Below are 15,601 nucleotides of genomic sequence, written 5' to 3' on the forward strand. Positions count from 1 at the left end.
TCTCCTCTAAAAAAGGCGAGAATAATATCTCGCCCGTTTAACTCTTAAAGATTTGCTAAGTAATCAAGTGTTCTAACTAGGTTAGATACGTATCCCATTTCATTGTCATACCATGCAACAGTTTTAACAACTTGAGTTCCATTTGCTCCTTCAACTATCTTTGTAAGTTGAGAATCAAATACTGAACCTGCTGGGTATCCTACTATATCGCTTGATACAATATCATCTTCTGTATAAGCAAATGCATCTGATGAGTATTTTTTCATAGCTGCATTAACTTCTTCAACAGTAACTTTCTTTTCAAGAACTGAGTAAAGTTCTGTGATTGATCCTGTTATTGTAGGAACTCTTAATGCTGATCCATCAATTTTTCCTTCAACTTCTGGAAGTACTTTACCTACAGCTTTTGCAGCTCCTGTAGATGCTGGAATTGTATTTTGTGCTGCAGCTCTACCACCTCTTAAATCTTTTTTACTTGCTGGTGTATCTTGGATAGCTTGAGTTGCTGTATAAGCGTGGATTGTTGACATTTGTCCTGAAACAAATCCAAATTCATTTTTCAATACATTAACCATTGGTGCTAAACAGTTTGTTGTACAACTTGCTCCTGAAACAACTGTTTCTGATCCATCAAGAATTTCATGGTTTACACCATATACTATTGTTTTTAAGTCACCTTTTCCTGGTGCAGAAATTAGAACTTTTTTAGCTCCAGCTTTGATGTGTGCTTCAGCTTTTTCTTTTTCTGTAAAGAATCCTGTACATTCAAGAACTATATCAACACCTAAGTCTTTCCAAGGTAAATCTTCTGGATTTCTTTCAGCAAATACTTTTATTTCTTTACCATTGATTTTAAATCCATCTTCTGTTAATTCAGCATCTCCGTTGAATCTTCCTTGAGCTGTATCATATTTGAATGCATATAATAAACCTTTTTTATCAATAAGGTCGTTGATTGCAACTACTTCGATATTTTCTTCTACTTCAGAGATTCTTCTTAATGTAAGACGTCCAATTCTTCCAAATCCGTTAATAGCTACTTTTGTTGTCATTATTTCCTCCTAAGTGCTTTTCAATGTGTTTTACAATAATTATTTTACTAATTGTCGTTTTTTTGTCAAGTTGTCTACCACTCGCCGTTTTCGATGTACTTGTTTGCCATCTCACTTGCAATACATCCATCACTTGTTGCTGTTACCATTTGCCTAATTTTTTTGACTCTGGTATCTCCAACTGCAAATACTCCCTTAACATTTGTTTTCATATCTTCATCAGTTGGTATATAACCATTTTCAAGTTTTACTTGATCTTTAAACAAATCGGTTTGTGGGATATTGCCTATATATATAAATACCCCAATTGGACTATTATCATCATTTTTTATTGATTTTAATTCTCCATTTTGGGTATTTTTTAAAATTAATTCCTTAACTTCAGTATCTCCCTTGATTTCATTTACTGTATAGTTAAGTAAAAAATTAATTTTTTCGTTTTCCTTACACCTATCAATCACTGTTTGACTTGCTCTAAGGCCCTCTCTTCTGTGAATTATATTTACACTTTTTCCAAATTTTGTTAAATATAAGGCTTCTTCAAGAGCAGCTTCACCACCACCTACTACATAAATGTCAAGTCCTTGGTAAAATGGACCATCGCATGTTGAGCAGTATGATACTCCAAGGTTTGCAAATTCTTTTTCACCCTTTACATTTAATTTCCTGTGACTTGCACCAGTTGATAAGATTACAACTTTTGCTTCATAAACCTCATCTTTTGTGTAAACTTTTTTTATGTCACCAGTTAAATCGACTTTTGTAACTTCTTTATATTTAATATCACAAAATTGTTTTGCTTGCTCTTCCATTCTTTCAGATAAGGCAAGTCCACCAGCGCCTTTCATTGATCCTGGATAATTTTCTACATGTTCTGTTGTAGCAATTTGTCCACCTGAAATATCTTTTTCTAAAATCAATGTTTTTAATTTAGCTCTACCTGCATATAAACCTGCAGTAAGTCCAGCAGGACCTGCTCCAATAATTATTACATCTAGCATATAACCACCTCTTTTATATTTTAAAATTATTTTGTCTAAGTCCCTCATAAAGTACTATGGCAACAGAATTTGCCAAATTAAGGGACCTATTTAATTTATTTGTCATTGGAATTGTATAAATTTTTTCCTTATATTTATCTAAAATCTCTTTTTCAATTCCTTCTTTTTCTCTACCAAATATGAAATAATCTCCATCTTTATAAGAAATATCGGCATAATTTTTATCACTGCCTGTTTCAATTAAATAAATATTTTTATCTTTCACATAGGTAAAAAATTCATCTAAGGAATCGTGTACTACTAAATCAAGTTTATCCCAATAATCTATCCCTGCCTTTTTTAAACTTTTATTAGAAAAATCAAATTTGAAGGGTCTTATAAGGTGTAATCTTGATTCTGTCAAAACACAGGTTCTTGAAATATTTCCTACATTTCCTGGATGTTCTGGCGAAATCAATACTATATTAAACATTAGAATTTTTCTCCAAAACTATATTTATGGCTTCTACAAGACCAAAATCATCGTTTGTTGATACTATATAATCGGATATTTTTTTAACTTCATCAATTGCATTTCCCATAGCAAAAGATAAGCCAACATTAGATAGCATAGGAATATCATTATCTTGGTCACCTATTGCTGCCATTTCTTCTTTATTTATACCCAAAAGATTTCCAATCTCACTTAGGCCCCTATATTTATTAACATTATTTTGCATGATTTCTATCATTCCAAAGGCTGATGTTGTTGGATAAAGTCCCATGTCAGCCACTTTTTCTAAAATTTTTCTTTCTTCTTCAGGTTTATTTACATCTGGAAATATTTGAAATTTAAAAGCAGAATCTTTTCTTAATTCCAATTCTTTTAAAGGCTTAGTTGAAAATGAAAAATTTACTTGAAAGTTCATTCCATATGAAGAATTATTTTCTAAATGATCAAATCTTTCTGGCCATATCCTATTTGAATAGTAAGTATCTTTATCATAAAATTGATAAAAAAACTTGTTGCTTTCGCTAAAATTAATTAGTTCTTTAACTTCTTCATGTTTTAGATGGTTTTCATATATTAAATTTTCTTTGTTTATAAAAGCCAAGGCACCATTATTAGTAACCATAGGATTATCAATTCCTGTCAAATCCATCAAATATCTTACTGATGGAGTAGCTCTTCCTGATGTAAATACGAATTTTATTCCGTTCTCATCAAGTTTTTTTAAAGCTTTTATTGTTTTTTTTTGTAATATTGAATTACTATCTAGACTTGTTCCATCCAAATCCATAGCAAATAATTTTATCATTTTCTCTCCATATAATCTTCACATAAATCTCTTAGGTCACATTCTTCACAAAGGGGATTTCTTGCCTTACATATTTTTCTTCCATGTGCAATTATTTGATGGTGAAGCTTGGACCATTTTTCTTTAGGTAAATTTTTTCTAAGATCTTTTTCTGTATTTAAAACATCCTTACTGTGGGCAAGGCCTATCCTATTTGAAACTCTTTGAACATGAGTGTCCACAGCTATTGCATCAATTCCAAATGCATTACTCATTACAACATTTGCTGTTTTTCTTCCAACTCCTGGAAGTTTAATGAGATCTTTCATGTTAGAAGGAACTTCTCCATCAAATTCTCTAATTAGCATTATTGATGCATTTTTTATATTTTTTGCCTTATTTTTATATAATCCGCAAGTTTTAATATAATCTTCTATTTCTTTTATATCCATTTTTGAAAAATCTTCTGGCTTATTAGCATATTTGAACATATGGTTTGTAACCTTATTTACCCTTACATCAGTACATTGGGCAGATAAAATTGTAGCAACCAATAGCTCAAATGGTGTCGTAAAGTCAAGAAAACTTTTTTCTAAGTTTGGATATAAATTATCGAGTCTTTCTATTACTTCATTAATTTGCTTCTTATTTAAAATAACTATCACCTCTTTACCGGATATCATTATACCCCTTTATGGAAAAATATTAATTGAAGAATACTTATTTCTATTATATAATTAATTTTGAATTGGAGTGATGAAATGTTTAATTTAAAGAAAAAAGAATTTGAAAAATTTGACTGGCCCTTATTTTTAAGCGTTGCCTTTTTAAGTATTTATGGACTAATTGTCCTTTATTCAGCATTTTCTGGAAATATTTTAAAAATTCGAAGTCAAATATTTGCTTCTATATTAGGATTTATTTTTATAATCTTAATTTGTACTATGGATATGGATGTCATAAAAAAAGCAGCTTATCCGATTTATGGAATTTCGCTAGCCCTTTTGATTTTGACCATATTTTTAGGACAAGGTGAGCAACAATGGGGTTCTAATTCCTGGTTAATTTTAGGACCTATCCAAATACAACCATCCGAAATCACAAAAGTTGGTATAATTTTTGCCCTTTCTGCTTATCTAGAAAAATATAAAGATGATATTAATGATCCTAAAAGATTATTATTTACTATAGTTTTTGCAGGCCTTCCAATTTTATTCATCTTGTTGCAGCCAGATTTTGGAACAGCCATGGTATATATATTTTTTATAGCAGTTATGTTATTTTTAGCTGGTCTTTCTTGGAAATGGATAATCTCCCTTCTCCTTCTTGCTGGAGTATTTGGATTGATTTTACTTTTAAATCTAGAAGGTTATAGGGCTGACAGAATCCATGATTTCTTAGATCCATCAAGAGATACATCAGGAAGTGGTTGGCAACAACAACAAGGGCTAATTGCAATTGGATCAGGTATGTTTACCGGAAGGGGATATATGAAGGGTACCCAAGCCCAATATGGATATATTCCTGAGAAGGAAACTGACTATATTTTTTCAGTTCTTGCAGAAGAGCTAGGCTTTATTGGAGCTGTACTTATGCTAGTAGCTTTTGTTATAATTATTTATAGACTTTTAATTATAAGCAAGAATTCAAAAAATTCTTTTATATCATTTATGGTTTCAGGTATTTGTGCAATGTTTTTTATACACATATTCGAAAATGTTGCAATGACAATCGGTTTAATGCCAGTAACAGGAATACCTCTTCCATTTTTCTCATCTGGAGGAACATTTTTACTAATTTGTTTTATAAATATTGGACTTGCCCTTTCGGCTTCAATGCAAAAATCATCATATGATATTGAAGATACAAGTGAGTATGAGACAATTAAATTTAATAGTAACATAAAAAAATAGCTTTGCAAATTGCAAAGCTATTTTAAATTTAAAAATTATTCATATCTTGCCCTTATCCCACCAATTAATTTAGGCCTTGACTTGAGGGCTGTCAAATGAGCTGAACCAATATTTTTTACACTTAACCTAAGAGGAACTTGAACAAATTTTATATGCATGCCTATATTTGCATCACCAATGTCCATACCAAAATCTCCACTTATATGTTCTATAACAACAGGATCTTTAAAGTTTTTATAAGCTGCTGTAGCAAAAGATCCCCCAGCATGAATTTTTGGTACAACTGATACAATTTCATACCTATCTCTTATGGCAAGGTTTTTTTCAACTACAATAGCCCTATTTATATGTTCGCATCCTCCAACTGCAAGATAAATTTTTTTCTCATTTAAAATTTTAAGAAGTGTTGTTACAATTATTTCTCCTACTTCTTCGCTAGAATGAGACCCAATATTATAACCTACAACTTCAGAAGAAGAACCGCCAAGAACAAAAACATCTCCTTCTTTTGCATGGCTTTTATCAAGAATTTCAAGACAAGCTGCCTCTATATCATTTTTTATCTTATCCATAAATCCTCCTTATATGTCTTTTTTATAAATATACCCAATAAAAAAAGATAAATGATATATCATTTACCTTTTTGAATTTTTTTATCCTTAACCATTTTTGTTTTAGAAAATTCTTCTCTTTCTCTTTCTTCTATTTGACCTGAAATGGACTTTATTATAGACTTATAATTTGGAATTTGTACTTTCTCTAGAGAATTTACCTTCTTTGAAGTTTTTTTGATTTCAGTATCCAAATTTTTAATAGTTGTATCAAGTTCTGCTAATTTATATACCTTTTCTTTCAAATCATTCAAAGAAATAAGAGCTTCATCAAACAAAGAATTTGTTAAATTTAATGAATATGACAAGTCTAATTTCTTTTCATCAAAACTAATTTCAAAAATTTTTGTTTGCATAAATTTTTTCTCTTTTAAAGATATGGAATTATCTATCGGAACAGATAAGGCTATTGATTTTAGCCTATCTTCCCCAGTAGTTACTATAGCCTTTTTAATATTTTTCTTAACATCTTTAATATAAGAATTTACAATCTTATTTAATTCATTTCTTTGGTTTATTTTTGCATTATACTGACCAATCAAGGCTTTTCTTTTTTTATCAAGAATATCATAACCCTCGTTAATCAAATCAAGTTGACTCTTGGCCTTCATTAAATTTGCCTTTGTTGGAGCAAATTTTGTCTCAGTCATTTTTATCCCCCAAGAATTTTTCTTTATTTTCTGGACTAACCCTATGAATTTCTTCGATTGGTAAAATTTTCAAAATATCCCATCCTAAATCTAAAGATTGTTCAAGACTTCTATTCTCATAAGGATCTTGACTTAAGAATCTACTTTCAAATTCTTTACCAAATTTTAAGTATGCTTTATCAACATCTGATAAATCATCTTCACCAACAATTTGTGAAATATTTCTAATTTCTTGAACTTTTGAATAAGATTCATAAAGTTGGTTCATAAGATCTTCATGATCTTTTCTTGTATATCCTTCACCAATTCCGTCCTTCATAAGTCTTGATAAAGATGGCAAAACATTAATTGGTGGATAAATTCCTTTTTGGTCAAGCATCCTATCAATTACAATTTGTCCTTCGGTAATATATCCAGTTAAATCCGGAATTGGATGAGTTATATCATCGTTTGGCATGGTTAAAATAGGAATTAAAGTAACTGATCCATTAACTCCTTCAATCATACCTGCTCTTTCATATAAACTTGCAAGATCTGAATATAAATATCCAGGATATCCCTTACGAGAAGGTACTTCTTGTCTAATTGAAGAAACTTCACGAAGAGCTTCTGCGTAAGAAGTTATATCAGTAATTATTACCAGAACATGTTTATTTTTTTCAAAGGCCAAATATTCGGCAGCTGTAAGAGCACATTTAGGTGTTATTAATCTTTCCATAATTGGATCATCAGCCAAATTTTCATACATTACAACCTTATCTTTAACACCGGCCTTTGTAAAAGCATCTTCAAAAAACATAGCTTCATCTTTTTTAATTCCCATTGCTGCAAAAACAAAGCAAAAATCTTCGTTGGTTTTTAATTTTGCCTGTCTAACAATTTGAGCTGCAATTTCATTGTGTGGCATACCAGATCCAGAAAAAATTGGTAATTTTTGACCACGAATAAGAGTTGTTAGAATATCTATAGATGAAATACCTGTTTGGATAAAGTTTCTTGGATACTCTCTTGCAACAGGATTTAGTGGATTTCCTTCAACTGAATAAAATTTATCAGAATAAATTTCTCCACCATCATCTATTGGTCTTGCTATACCGTTAAAAGTTCTTCCTAAAATAGATTCATTTAAAGGAATTTCCAATGGTTTTTCTTCAAATTCTACAACTATATCATTTAAAGAAAAATCTTGGGTGTTTCCAAAAACTTCTACAGTTACAGTCTCATCATCAATCTTTACAACTTGACCAATAAAATTTTGACCCAAAGTGTTTATTTTTACAACAGCGTTATAGGCAATATCTTCAACTTTTTCAAGTTCAATAATTGATGCTTCTATTTTTTTAATCCTTGTATATTGCTTTCTCATTCTTCACCTTCTTCTAAAGTTTGAAAATATGAGCGAATATTATTATTTAATTCAACAAATTTTTCAAGTTCATCATTTTTAATATCATATTTCATGGAATTAATTTTTGCTATTAAGCCTTTATTATAAATTTTATTATAGGAAATTCCCTTATCAATATATGCGTTTGAAAGTTTATAGTAATTTTTTATAACCTTAAGCATCTGAATTTGTTTGTCAAGTGGAACATACTTATCTATATCGTTAAAGGCATTTTGTTGCAAAAATGCAATTTTTAACATACTTGCTACATCTAAAAGATTTTTTTGTTTATTTGATAAAGAATCTTTACCAACTAACATTACAATAGATTGTAGTTTTTCTTCTTCTGTCAAAATTTCCATCATGCTATTTCTTAACAAAACAATATCTTCACCTGTTAAGTCTTCATAATAGCCTGCCATTTGATTTAAATAATTTGAATAAGATGTTAACCAGTTTATAGCAGGATAATGTCTAGAATAAGCAAGGTTTTTATCAAGACCCAAAAATACATTTACACTTCTTCTTGTATTTTCAGTTACAGGTTCTGAAAAATCTCCTCCTGTTGGAGATACTGCTCCAATTAATGTTACAGACCCATGACTTCCATTTAAGTTATCAAAATCCCCAGCTCTTTCGTAAAATTGTGAAAGTCTTGAACCAAGATAAGCTGGATATCCTTCTTCAGCTGGAATTTCTTCGAGTCTTGCAGATATTTCTCTCAAGGCTTCTGCCCATCTTGAAGTAGAATCTGCCATTAAGGCTACATCATAGCCCATATCTCTAAAATATTCTGCCATAGTTATTCCTGTATAAATACTAGCTTCTCTTGCTGCTACTGGCATATTAGAAGTATTAGCTATTAGTATAGTCCTTTCCATAAGACCTCTTCCAGTATTTGGATCAATTAAATCTGGAAAATCTTCTAGAACTTGGGTCATTTCGTTTCCACGTTCTCCACAGCCTATATAAATAATTATATCTGCATTTGAATATTGAGCTAATTGGTGTTGAAGCATTGTCTTTCCTGTTCCAAAACCACCTGGAATAGCAACAGTTCCACCCTTTGCTATTGGAAAGAAGATATCCAAAACTCTTTGACCTGTTAACAAAAGTTCACTTAATTGTTTAGATCTTTTTATAGGTCTTTGAACTCTTACTGGCCAATATTGGTAAAGTTTTAAATTTTCTACACCATGATTTGTTTTAACTTTTACAATTGTGTCTTCCAATTTATACTTACCATCATCTTTAACTTCTATTACTTCTCCATCAACAGTTGACATTAGTCTATGTTCAATAACTGATGTTTCATCTATTGTGGCATAAATTTGACCTACATTAATTTTATCTCCATTTTTAACTTTGATTTTAACATCCCAGTTTCTTTCTTCATCTAAGTTTGAAAGTCCAAGTCCAGATGGAATAAAAGATCCGTGCTTGGCCTTTATCTTATCAAGAGGTCTTTGGATACCATCAAACATATTCCCAATCATTCCTGGTCCAAGTCTAACTGATAAGGCCCTGTTTGTTTTTATTATTTCATCATTTACCTTTAAACCTGATGTATCTTCATAAACTTGGATTGTAGCAAGATCTCCGTCAATAGAGACAACTTCACCAATTAGTTTTAAATCGCCAACTGTAACCATCTCTCTAATTTTTAAAGATGATGCATTTCTCGCTTGAATTACAGGTCCATTTATAGATTTAATTGTTGGAGTCATTTTCATCCTCCATTTCTTTTTCATATTCATCAGAAATTATTTTATAAAATTTACTTCCGATTTCGTATTTATAGTTTTCTAATTTTTTTTCTAAAGAATAATCATATTGATAAGTTAAGTCCTTGCTTTTTATTACAAAGCCTCCAATTTTAGTATCATCTATAATATCAGTGTCAAAGTCAAATAGATCTTGATCAGATCTTTTTACACATAAAATTAAATCTTGATTATCCTCTGATAGTTTTTTAAAAACTTTACTTGCTTCAATTTTTAGTTTTTCTTTATATTGTTCACTTTTGCTATATTCAATTAATTCATCTTTGATTTCATCAATTAATTGATTTAACAAAGATTCCTTAAATTTATTATATGAAGTTTTTTTATGTTGAGATATATTTGCAATTTTTTCATTCTTTCTAGAATTAGCAAATTCTTTTCTCTTTTCTATATATTTCCTATAGTTTTTATCTAAACGATCTTTCATTTCATTTAAAGTTTTAGAAGATGAATCTGTAGATTCATATAATTCCTTTTCACTTTTTCTTTTTTCATTTGACCAGACCATTTTTCTAAAACTAGAAATTTTTGCACTTAAATCTAGCATTTAAGTCTCCTTTACTAATCTAAAACTACTACTAAAGGAGTAGCATTATCTACCCTATAATCTTCAACTTCTTTTTTTATTTTTTCATAACAAAATTTAGAAAAAATAATTAAGGCCAAATCTTTTTCTTTGGCAAGTTTTTGAAAATTTTCAGATATTTCATTTTCTTTTTCTACAATGACACCTTCAATTCCTCCAAGCCTAAAGCCTAGAAGTAAAGACATATCATTTGTTATAATTTTTGCTTTCATTTTAAGCGAATAAAATCATTATTGAAATAATTACACCAAAGATTGCAATACCTTCAGCAAGACCTACGAAAATTATTGTTCTACCAAGAATTGACGCATCTTCTGAAATTGCACCTAAAGCTGCTGATCCTACTTGACCAACTGCATATCCTGTTCCTATTGTTGCAAGTCCTGTTGAAAGTGCTGCACCAATATATTTTAAACCATTTCCGGCATCACTAGCAGATCCTGCTGCTGCAGCTTTTACACCATTTGGTAAAACTAAAACTAATATCATAACCATTATTGGAACAAATGTTGATAAATTAATCTTTAATGCTTTTCTTATTTTATCTTTTGAGCCATCTTCGTTATTTTTTAATAGGTACAAACCTGAATAAATTGTCATTACTACACAAGCTAATGCTAATATTGAAACTAAAATCATTTTTTTCTCCTTATAATTTACTAATTGGACTAAATTTTTGTCCATCACCCTTGTAATATTTACTAAACATTTCGTAAAATTCCAGTCTTAAACCTTGAATAAATACAATCATACCTTCAAGACCTATAATTAAAATATTTCCTAAGATCAAAATTATTATCCCAATAAATCCGCCACCTACAAGTTTGCTCATTACTTCAAATGCCATATATAATCCTACGTGGTTTATGGCAAATGCTCCAACTCTTGTAAAAGATACAAGATTTGAAAATACAGATAGTAGAGCCTCTATAATTGAAAAGGAACTCTCTATATAATAATCAGAACTTGATTGGTCATATATTGGATAAATATCTAATAATTTTCTTGAAATAGGTTGTTTAAATACCATCATTACTATTGATAAAATCAATAATATAATTGAAACTATCATTGGCATAGGATTAACTTTGACTATATTTAACATTATTAAGATAAATGAAATCATCATCAATAATCCTGCAAATCCTTCTTTACCAAAAACACCTTCTTCAAAATCTTTTTGCTTGTGAAGTTTATTGTAAATTCCTAAAATATAGGCTATTACCATCAATATTACACCAAAAGCAACAGATGCTATCAAAACTTTAATTATATTATCAAAAGGCTTAATTAAAATTGTTGGAATCAAATCTTCTATACCAAAAACAGAACCATACATCAAGCCAAAAAACGATGCTGAAAAACCAATTCTTCTAATTAATTGACCGAAAATTTTACTTTTCTTTTCTATCAAAAAACTAGCTAAAACAAATACTAATCCTTGGCCCAAATCTCCAAACATCATTCCGTATAAGAGCATATAAGTTATAGCAAAAAATCCTGTTGGATCTATTTCGTTATAATTTGGTGCTCCATACATATTTACCAAGAATTCAAAAGGCCTAGTTATTTTATTATTTTTTAACTTTGTAGGTGGATTAGCTATTGTTTGGCTATTTTTTTTTTGGTCGACTAAGCTATCTTCATACTTGTCGACTGTATCTTTAACTAATTGTATTTTAGACTCTGGGACCCAACCTGATAAATAAAAATATTTTCGACCCTTTAACATTTTATCCTTAAGCTTTGATGATTTTTTATAAAAATCTATGGTTTTAGGTAAATTTTTAAGATCATCGATATTATCATCTTTTATTTTTTTAAGTTTATTGTCTATTTCTTTAAGTTTAGCCTTATTATCTTCATATTCTTTTCTTATTTCCTCAATACTTTTGCCATCTGGTATATCCTTGTCAATAAAGCCAAGCGAAGATATAGTCCTATTTACTTCATCTTCTACACTCTTTGGATAAACTAATAGATAATCTTCATTCCCACTTTCTATAGATTGGTCACGATTATTTCTTGACCTATCTTTAAAGCCAAATTTTTCTAATAAATTCATAAAACCTCCTTTCTTTATTATTCAATAATTTTTTTGAAAAATTCCTTAACTAAGTTTTCTTTCTTAGCCTTAAATACTTTTTCACTTTCTACTTTTTGCTTTTCATAGAAGCTTTCAATTTCTTTATTCTTATAATCTGCCTCTTTTAATATATCATCATAGAATTTATTAGCATCTTCTTTTGTTTTTTTATCGTAATCTTTTGACAATTCTAAGCTTACTTTATTTACATTATCTTTTTCATTTTTAATGATATTATCTGTATCTTTTCTTAGCTTAGATGTTTCATCATCTATGCTATAAATACTTTTTAAGGCCTCTTTATTTTTTTCTATATCAGGATCATTTTTTTGTAAATGAATAATTAGTGATGGAATAGATTCATAGTTATTTTTTAAGATAAATCTTCCATCTTTACTAACTTCCCCTAGCCTATAATTGAAATAATTTAAACTTGTTATTTTGTTTATATCAATTTCTTCGTTTTCAAGAGCTTGCAAATTGTTTAAATACTCTTCAAGTTTGTCATTTCTTTCTTCTAAGGCTTTTTTCTTTTCAATATTCTCTTCAAATATTTCTAGCAAATTTTTAAGTTTTTCATCATTAATTCTTCTGCCGCCCTTAGAATCATCTAAATTTAGAAAATCTTTTATATCTTCAAGTTTATTTATAAATGAAGGATCTACTTTATCAAAACTTTCAAGATCATTAAAGTCCTCAGTTTTTTCAATATTTTCTTCACTGGCTCTAATTGAAAATTCTCTGTTTTGTATTTGTCTAAAAGCATCAACTTGGTCAAATTCATCAATATCTATTAAATCTTCTAAAAAATCATCAAGATTATCTAGCCTTGCCATAATATTAACCAAGTGCATTTTTTCGACAGCCATATTATCACCTCTTTATTATATAATGTTTCTTTTCATCCTTATCAAATGTTTCATCAAATTCTAATATACTTACAATATTTTTATTTGAAATTGTCATCATATCTACTATATATATTAAATTTAACAAGTCATATTTAGAACTTGATAATTTCTTTGAATTTTCACTTAACAAATCTTCTTTAGCCTTGTAAAAGTTATAGGTAGAAAGAAATAAGTCTTTATAATTTGTTTTTAAAATCTCATCTTTAAATTTATTAAAATCTAAACTTGATAATTTTTTCAAGTCTTTTGTTCTTAAATATTTACCCCCCTCAATTAAATAATTAAATATTTCATAGTTATTTAGAGAGAAGTTTTTCTTTAACCTATATAACATTTCTATATTAAAAATATCTATTTGCTTACCTACAAAATCTTTTAATTCAAAGCCAATATTCTTTGGTAACTTCTTTGTCTCTTCAAGTAATTGTCTATAATATAATTTATTTAAAGAATTTGAAATTAAAAATATAATAGATTTCTTTTCTATGTTTTCATTTAAAAATGGATAAAGAGTCCTATAATACTTACTTGAATTAGACTTTCTTACAAAACTTTCAAAATCATCATCTTTTGAGACATTTATATCATGTGAAAATTTTTCTCTTTTTATAATATCTAAACTGTCATCTAAATGATTGTTAATAATAGCTTGAACTATTAATTGCATAAGTTGTAATTCAAATTTTGAAATATATTTTATGAAAAATTCCTTTTCTTCACCTTTTAAGAATTTCAAAAAAGAATACAAGTCATCGTATAGTTTATTTGAAAGAAAGATTTCTAAATCTTTTTTAGAAGATAAATTAGGTATTTCACTATTATTATTTCTAATTATATCGAGCTTTCTTTCCAAACTATCTTCATATAATAAATCTCTACAAGTTTCTTTTTTAGGCAATTTACCAAGTTTAGCTTTTGCTTTAACTACATAAGCCTTCATAGTGCCTTCTTTCTTTTTATTTAAACTAAATGACCAGAAATGGTAAATGATGTGTTATCAGTTATTTTTACTTTTACAATCTGTCCTATTAATTTCTTATCAGCTTCAACATGAACTAGCTTAAAGGTATCTGTTCTTCCAGTAAGAACATTCTTGTTATTTTTACTTTCAGATTCTAATAAAACCTCAACAACTTTTCCAACATATTCTTTATTTTTTTCATTAAATACTGGATATAAGGTATCTAGTAATCTATCAAACCTATCTTGAACTATTTTTTCATCAATCGTCTCAAGTTTTGCTGCTTTTGTTTTTGGTCTTGGTGAATATTTAAATGTGAATGCTGTATCAAAACCAACTTTTCTACAAACATCCAAAGTCTCTTGGAAATCTTCTTCCGTTTCTGTAGGATAGCCCACAATAATATCAGTAGAAATTGCTATATTTGGAATTTCTTCCCTTAATTTTTTAGCCTTTTCTAGATATTGCTCTTTGTTGTATTTTCTATTCATATCTTTAAGAACCTTATCAGAACCTGACTGCATAGGTAGGTGGAAATAATTACAAATATTATCATTTTCTTTAATTACCCTAATCAAATCATCAGATAAGTCTTTAGGATGGCTTGTTGTAAATCTTAGTCTTTCAAGACCTTCTATTTGAGCGCATCTTTCTAAAAGTTCTGGAAAAGTTACATTAAAATCAGACTTATTTCCGTAAGAATTTACATTTTGCCCAAGTAGGGTTATTTCTTTGTAACCATTTTTAACCAAATTTTCTATCTCTTCTATAATATGAGATGGTCTTCTGCTTTCTTCTCTTCCTCTTGATTGAGGCACTATACAGTAAGAGCAGAAATTGTCGCATCCAGTCATTATATTTACATATGCTTGGAAATTATTTTTACTATTGTAATTTACATAATCATCTTTAACATTATCTTCAGATACATCTATAACCCTTTCTCCTGTTTCTAGATACTTAAATAATAAATCTGGTAGGGAATTAATATTTTTTGTACCAAAAATAATATCAACTTCTTTATGTTTTTTCTCAATAACTTCCCTTGCAACACTTGTTTGCATCATGCAGCCTGACACAGCAATTATTTTTTCGGGATTTTCTTCTTTTAATTTTTTTAAACTGCTAACTTGCCCATATAATTTTAATTCTGCATTTTCTCTTACCAAGCAAGTATTAAATAAAATAAAATCAGCTTCATTTCTATCGTCTGTCAGTGTATAACCTAAATCTTCTAAAATATAAGATATTCTTTCAGAATCATGTTCATTCATCTGGCAACCAAAAGTTGTTATATTATATTTTTTGCCTTTAAAATAATCCTTATACTTTTCATTAATTTTTAATTGCATATATCTCCTTAAAACCAAAAAAGAGATGAT

General features: G+C 28.9%; 17 protein-coding genes. 1 reads left to right on the forward strand and 16 read right to left on the reverse strand.

Features of this window, described 5'->3' with window-relative positions; genetic code table 11:
* Positions 1-44: 44 nt before the first annotated feature.
* The 5 genes from gap to nth all read right to left on the reverse strand — a co-directional run bounded on the left by gap (position 45) and on the right by nth (position 4,013).
* Complete coding sequence (gap, locus tag CJ192_RS02635; RefSeq protein WP_004816388.1) at positions 45-1,052, reverse strand: type I glyceraldehyde-3-phosphate dehydrogenase; 1,008 nt, start codon at positions 1,050-1,052, stop codon at positions 45-47.
* Between the two features lie 74 nt (positions 1,053-1,126).
* Positions 1,127-2,053, reverse strand: a complete 927-nt coding sequence (gene trxB, locus CJ192_RS02640) for a thioredoxin-disulfide reductase (protein ID WP_102197665.1) — start codon at positions 2,051-2,053, stop codon at positions 1,127-1,129.
* Between the two features lie 13 nt (positions 2,054-2,066).
* Complete coding sequence (locus CJ192_RS02645; RefSeq protein ID WP_102197666.1) at positions 2,067-2,525, reverse strand: tRNA (cytidine(34)-2'-O)-methyltransferase; 459 nt, start codon at positions 2,523-2,525, stop codon at positions 2,067-2,069.
* Complete coding sequence (locus CJ192_RS02650) at positions 2,518-3,351, reverse strand: HAD family hydrolase (RefSeq protein ID WP_102197667.1); 834 nt, start codon at positions 3,349-3,351, stop codon at positions 2,518-2,520. Before CJ192_RS02650 ends, CJ192_RS02645 begins: the two co-directional genes overlap by 8 nt.
* Positions 3,348-4,013: an endonuclease III gene (gene nth, locus CJ192_RS02655; RefSeq protein ID WP_102197668.1), complete on the reverse strand. Its 666-nt coding sequence runs from the start codon at positions 4,011-4,013 to the stop codon at positions 3,348-3,350. Before nth ends, CJ192_RS02650 begins: the two co-directional genes overlap by 4 nt.
* 78 nt (positions 4,014-4,091) lie before the next feature.
* Between nth and rodA the strand changes: the two genes are divergently transcribed.
* Positions 4,092-5,243 carry a rod shape-determining protein RodA gene (rodA, locus tag CJ192_RS02660; protein ID WP_004816750.1) on the forward strand — a complete coding sequence of 384 codons (1,152 nt, stop codon included), beginning with the start codon at positions 4,092-4,094 and terminating at the stop codon, positions 5,241-5,243.
* A 35-nt stretch (positions 5,244-5,278) separates the two neighbouring features.
* Here rodA and CJ192_RS02665 read toward each other — a convergent pair whose 3' ends face one another.
* Genes CJ192_RS02665 through miaB form a run of 11 tightly spaced genes read right to left on the reverse strand, consistent with a single transcriptional unit; the run spans position 5,279 to position 15,571 of the window.
* Positions 5,279-5,815: a TIGR01440 family protein gene (locus CJ192_RS02665; protein WP_102197669.1), complete on the reverse strand. Its 537-nt coding sequence runs from the start codon at positions 5,813-5,815 to the stop codon at positions 5,279-5,281.
* A gap of 59 nt (positions 5,816-5,874) precedes the next feature.
* On the reverse strand, positions 5,875-6,504 hold the full coding sequence (locus tag CJ192_RS02670) for a V-type ATP synthase subunit D (protein WP_004816436.1): 630 nt from the start codon (positions 6,502-6,504) through the stop codon (positions 5,875-5,877).
* Positions 6,497-7,870 carry a V-type ATP synthase subunit B gene (locus CJ192_RS02675; protein WP_102197670.1) on the reverse strand — a complete coding sequence of 458 codons (1,374 nt, stop codon included), beginning with the start codon at positions 7,868-7,870 and terminating at the stop codon, positions 6,497-6,499. Before CJ192_RS02675 ends, CJ192_RS02670 begins: the two co-directional genes overlap by 8 nt.
* Positions 7,867-9,618 carry a V-type ATP synthase subunit A gene (locus CJ192_RS02680; protein WP_102197671.1) on the reverse strand — a complete coding sequence of 584 codons (1,752 nt, stop codon included), beginning with the start codon at positions 9,616-9,618 and terminating at the stop codon, positions 7,867-7,869. Before CJ192_RS02680 ends, CJ192_RS02675 begins: the two co-directional genes overlap by 4 nt.
* The gene (locus tag CJ192_RS02685; RefSeq protein ID WP_004816500.1) at positions 9,602-10,222 is read right to left on the reverse strand and encodes a hypothetical protein; all 621 of its coding nucleotides are present in this window, start codon (positions 10,220-10,222) and stop codon (positions 9,602-9,604) included. Before CJ192_RS02685 ends, CJ192_RS02680 begins: the two co-directional genes overlap by 17 nt.
* Before the next feature lie 14 nt (positions 10,223-10,236).
* Positions 10,237-10,473, reverse strand: coding sequence for a V-type ATP synthase subunit F (locus CJ192_RS02690; protein WP_004813208.1), 237 nt, complete (start codon positions 10,471-10,473; stop codon positions 10,237-10,239).
* 1 nt (position 10,474) lies between these two features.
* Complete coding sequence (locus CJ192_RS02695; protein ID WP_004816693.1) at positions 10,475-10,900, reverse strand: ATP synthase subunit C; 426 nt, start codon at positions 10,898-10,900, stop codon at positions 10,475-10,477.
* Positions 10,901-10,910: 10 nt separating this feature from the next.
* A complete protein-coding gene (locus CJ192_RS02700; RefSeq protein WP_102197672.1) occupies positions 10,911-12,326 on the reverse strand; it encodes a V-type ATP synthase subunit I in 1,416 nt (471 codons plus the stop codon).
* A gap of 17 nt (positions 12,327-12,343) precedes the next feature.
* Entirely contained in the window at positions 12,344-13,216 is an 873-nt protein-coding gene (locus tag CJ192_RS02705) for a V-type ATP synthase subunit I domain-containing protein (protein WP_102197673.1), read from the reverse strand.
* 4 nt (positions 13,217-13,220) lie between these two features.
* Positions 13,221-14,198: a V0D/AC39 family V-type ATPase subunit gene (locus CJ192_RS02710; protein WP_102197674.1), complete on the reverse strand. Its 978-nt coding sequence runs from the start codon at positions 14,196-14,198 to the stop codon at positions 13,221-13,223.
* 20 nt (positions 14,199-14,218) lie between these two features.
* Positions 14,219-15,571 carry a tRNA (N6-isopentenyl adenosine(37)-C2)-methylthiotransferase MiaB gene (miaB, locus tag CJ192_RS02715; RefSeq protein ID WP_102197675.1) on the reverse strand — a complete coding sequence of 451 codons (1,353 nt, stop codon included), beginning with the start codon at positions 15,569-15,571 and terminating at the stop codon, positions 14,219-14,221.
* Positions 15,572-15,601: the final 30 nt, after the last annotated feature.

This window comes from Anaerococcus hydrogenalis (assembly GCF_002871895.1).
In the GTDB taxonomy this organism is placed as follows: domain Bacteria; phylum Bacillota; class Clostridia; order Tissierellales; family Peptoniphilaceae; genus Anaerococcus; species Anaerococcus hydrogenalis.

Coding starts and splice junctions, on each gene's coding strand:
- gap (WP_004816388.1), bottom strand. CDS start 1,052: ATGACAACAAAAGTAGCTATTAACGGATTTGGAAGAATTGGACGTCTT.
- trxB (WP_102197665.1), bottom strand. CDS start 2,053: ATGCTAGATGTAATAATTATTGGAGCAGGTCCTGCTGGACTTACTGCA.
- CJ192_RS02645 (WP_102197666.1), bottom strand. CDS start 2,525: ATGTTTAATATAGTATTGATTTCGCCAGAACATCCAGGAAATGTAGGA.
- CJ192_RS02650 (WP_102197667.1), bottom strand. CDS start 3,351: ATGATAAAATTATTTGCTATGGATTTGGATGGAACAAGTCTAGATAGT.
- nth (WP_102197668.1), bottom strand. CDS start 4,013: ATGATATCCGGTAAAGAGGTGATAGTTATTTTAAATAAGAAGCAAATT.
- rodA (WP_004816750.1), top strand. CDS start 4,092: ATGTTTAATTTAAAGAAAAAAGAATTTGAAAAATTTGACTGGCCCTTA.
- CJ192_RS02665 (WP_102197669.1), bottom strand. CDS start 5,815: ATGGATAAGATAAAAAATGATATAGAGGCAGCTTGTCTTGAAATTCTT.
- CJ192_RS02670 (WP_004816436.1), bottom strand. CDS start 6,504: ATGACTGAGACAAAATTTGCTCCAACAAAGGCAAATTTAATGAAGGCC.
- CJ192_RS02675 (WP_102197670.1), bottom strand. CDS start 7,870: ATGAGAAAGCAATATACAAGGATTAAAAAAATAGAAGCATCAATTATT.
- CJ192_RS02680 (WP_102197671.1), bottom strand. CDS start 9,618: ATGACTCCAACAATTAAATCTATAAATGGACCTGTAATTCAAGCGAGA.
- CJ192_RS02685 (WP_004816500.1), bottom strand. CDS start 10,222: ATGCTAGATTTAAGTGCAAAAATTTCTAGTTTTAGAAAAATGGTCTGG.
- CJ192_RS02690 (WP_004813208.1), bottom strand. CDS start 10,473: ATGAAAGCAAAAATTATAACAAATGATATGTCTTTACTTCTAGGCTTT.
- CJ192_RS02695 (WP_004816693.1), bottom strand. CDS start 10,900: ATGATTTTAGTTTCAATATTAGCATTAGCTTGTGTAGTAATGACAATT.
- CJ192_RS02700 (WP_102197672.1), bottom strand. CDS start 12,326: ATGAATTTATTAGAAAAATTTGGCTTTAAAGATAGGTCAAGAAATAAT.
- CJ192_RS02705 (WP_102197673.1), bottom strand. CDS start 13,216: ATGGCTGTCGAAAAAATGCACTTGGTTAATATTATGGCAAGGCTAGAT.
- CJ192_RS02710 (WP_102197674.1), bottom strand. CDS start 14,198: ATGAAGGCTTATGTAGTTAAAGCAAAAGCTAAACTTGGTAAATTGCCT.
- miaB (WP_102197675.1), bottom strand. CDS start 15,571: ATGCAATTAAAAATTAATGAAAAGTATAAGGATTATTTTAAAGGCAAA.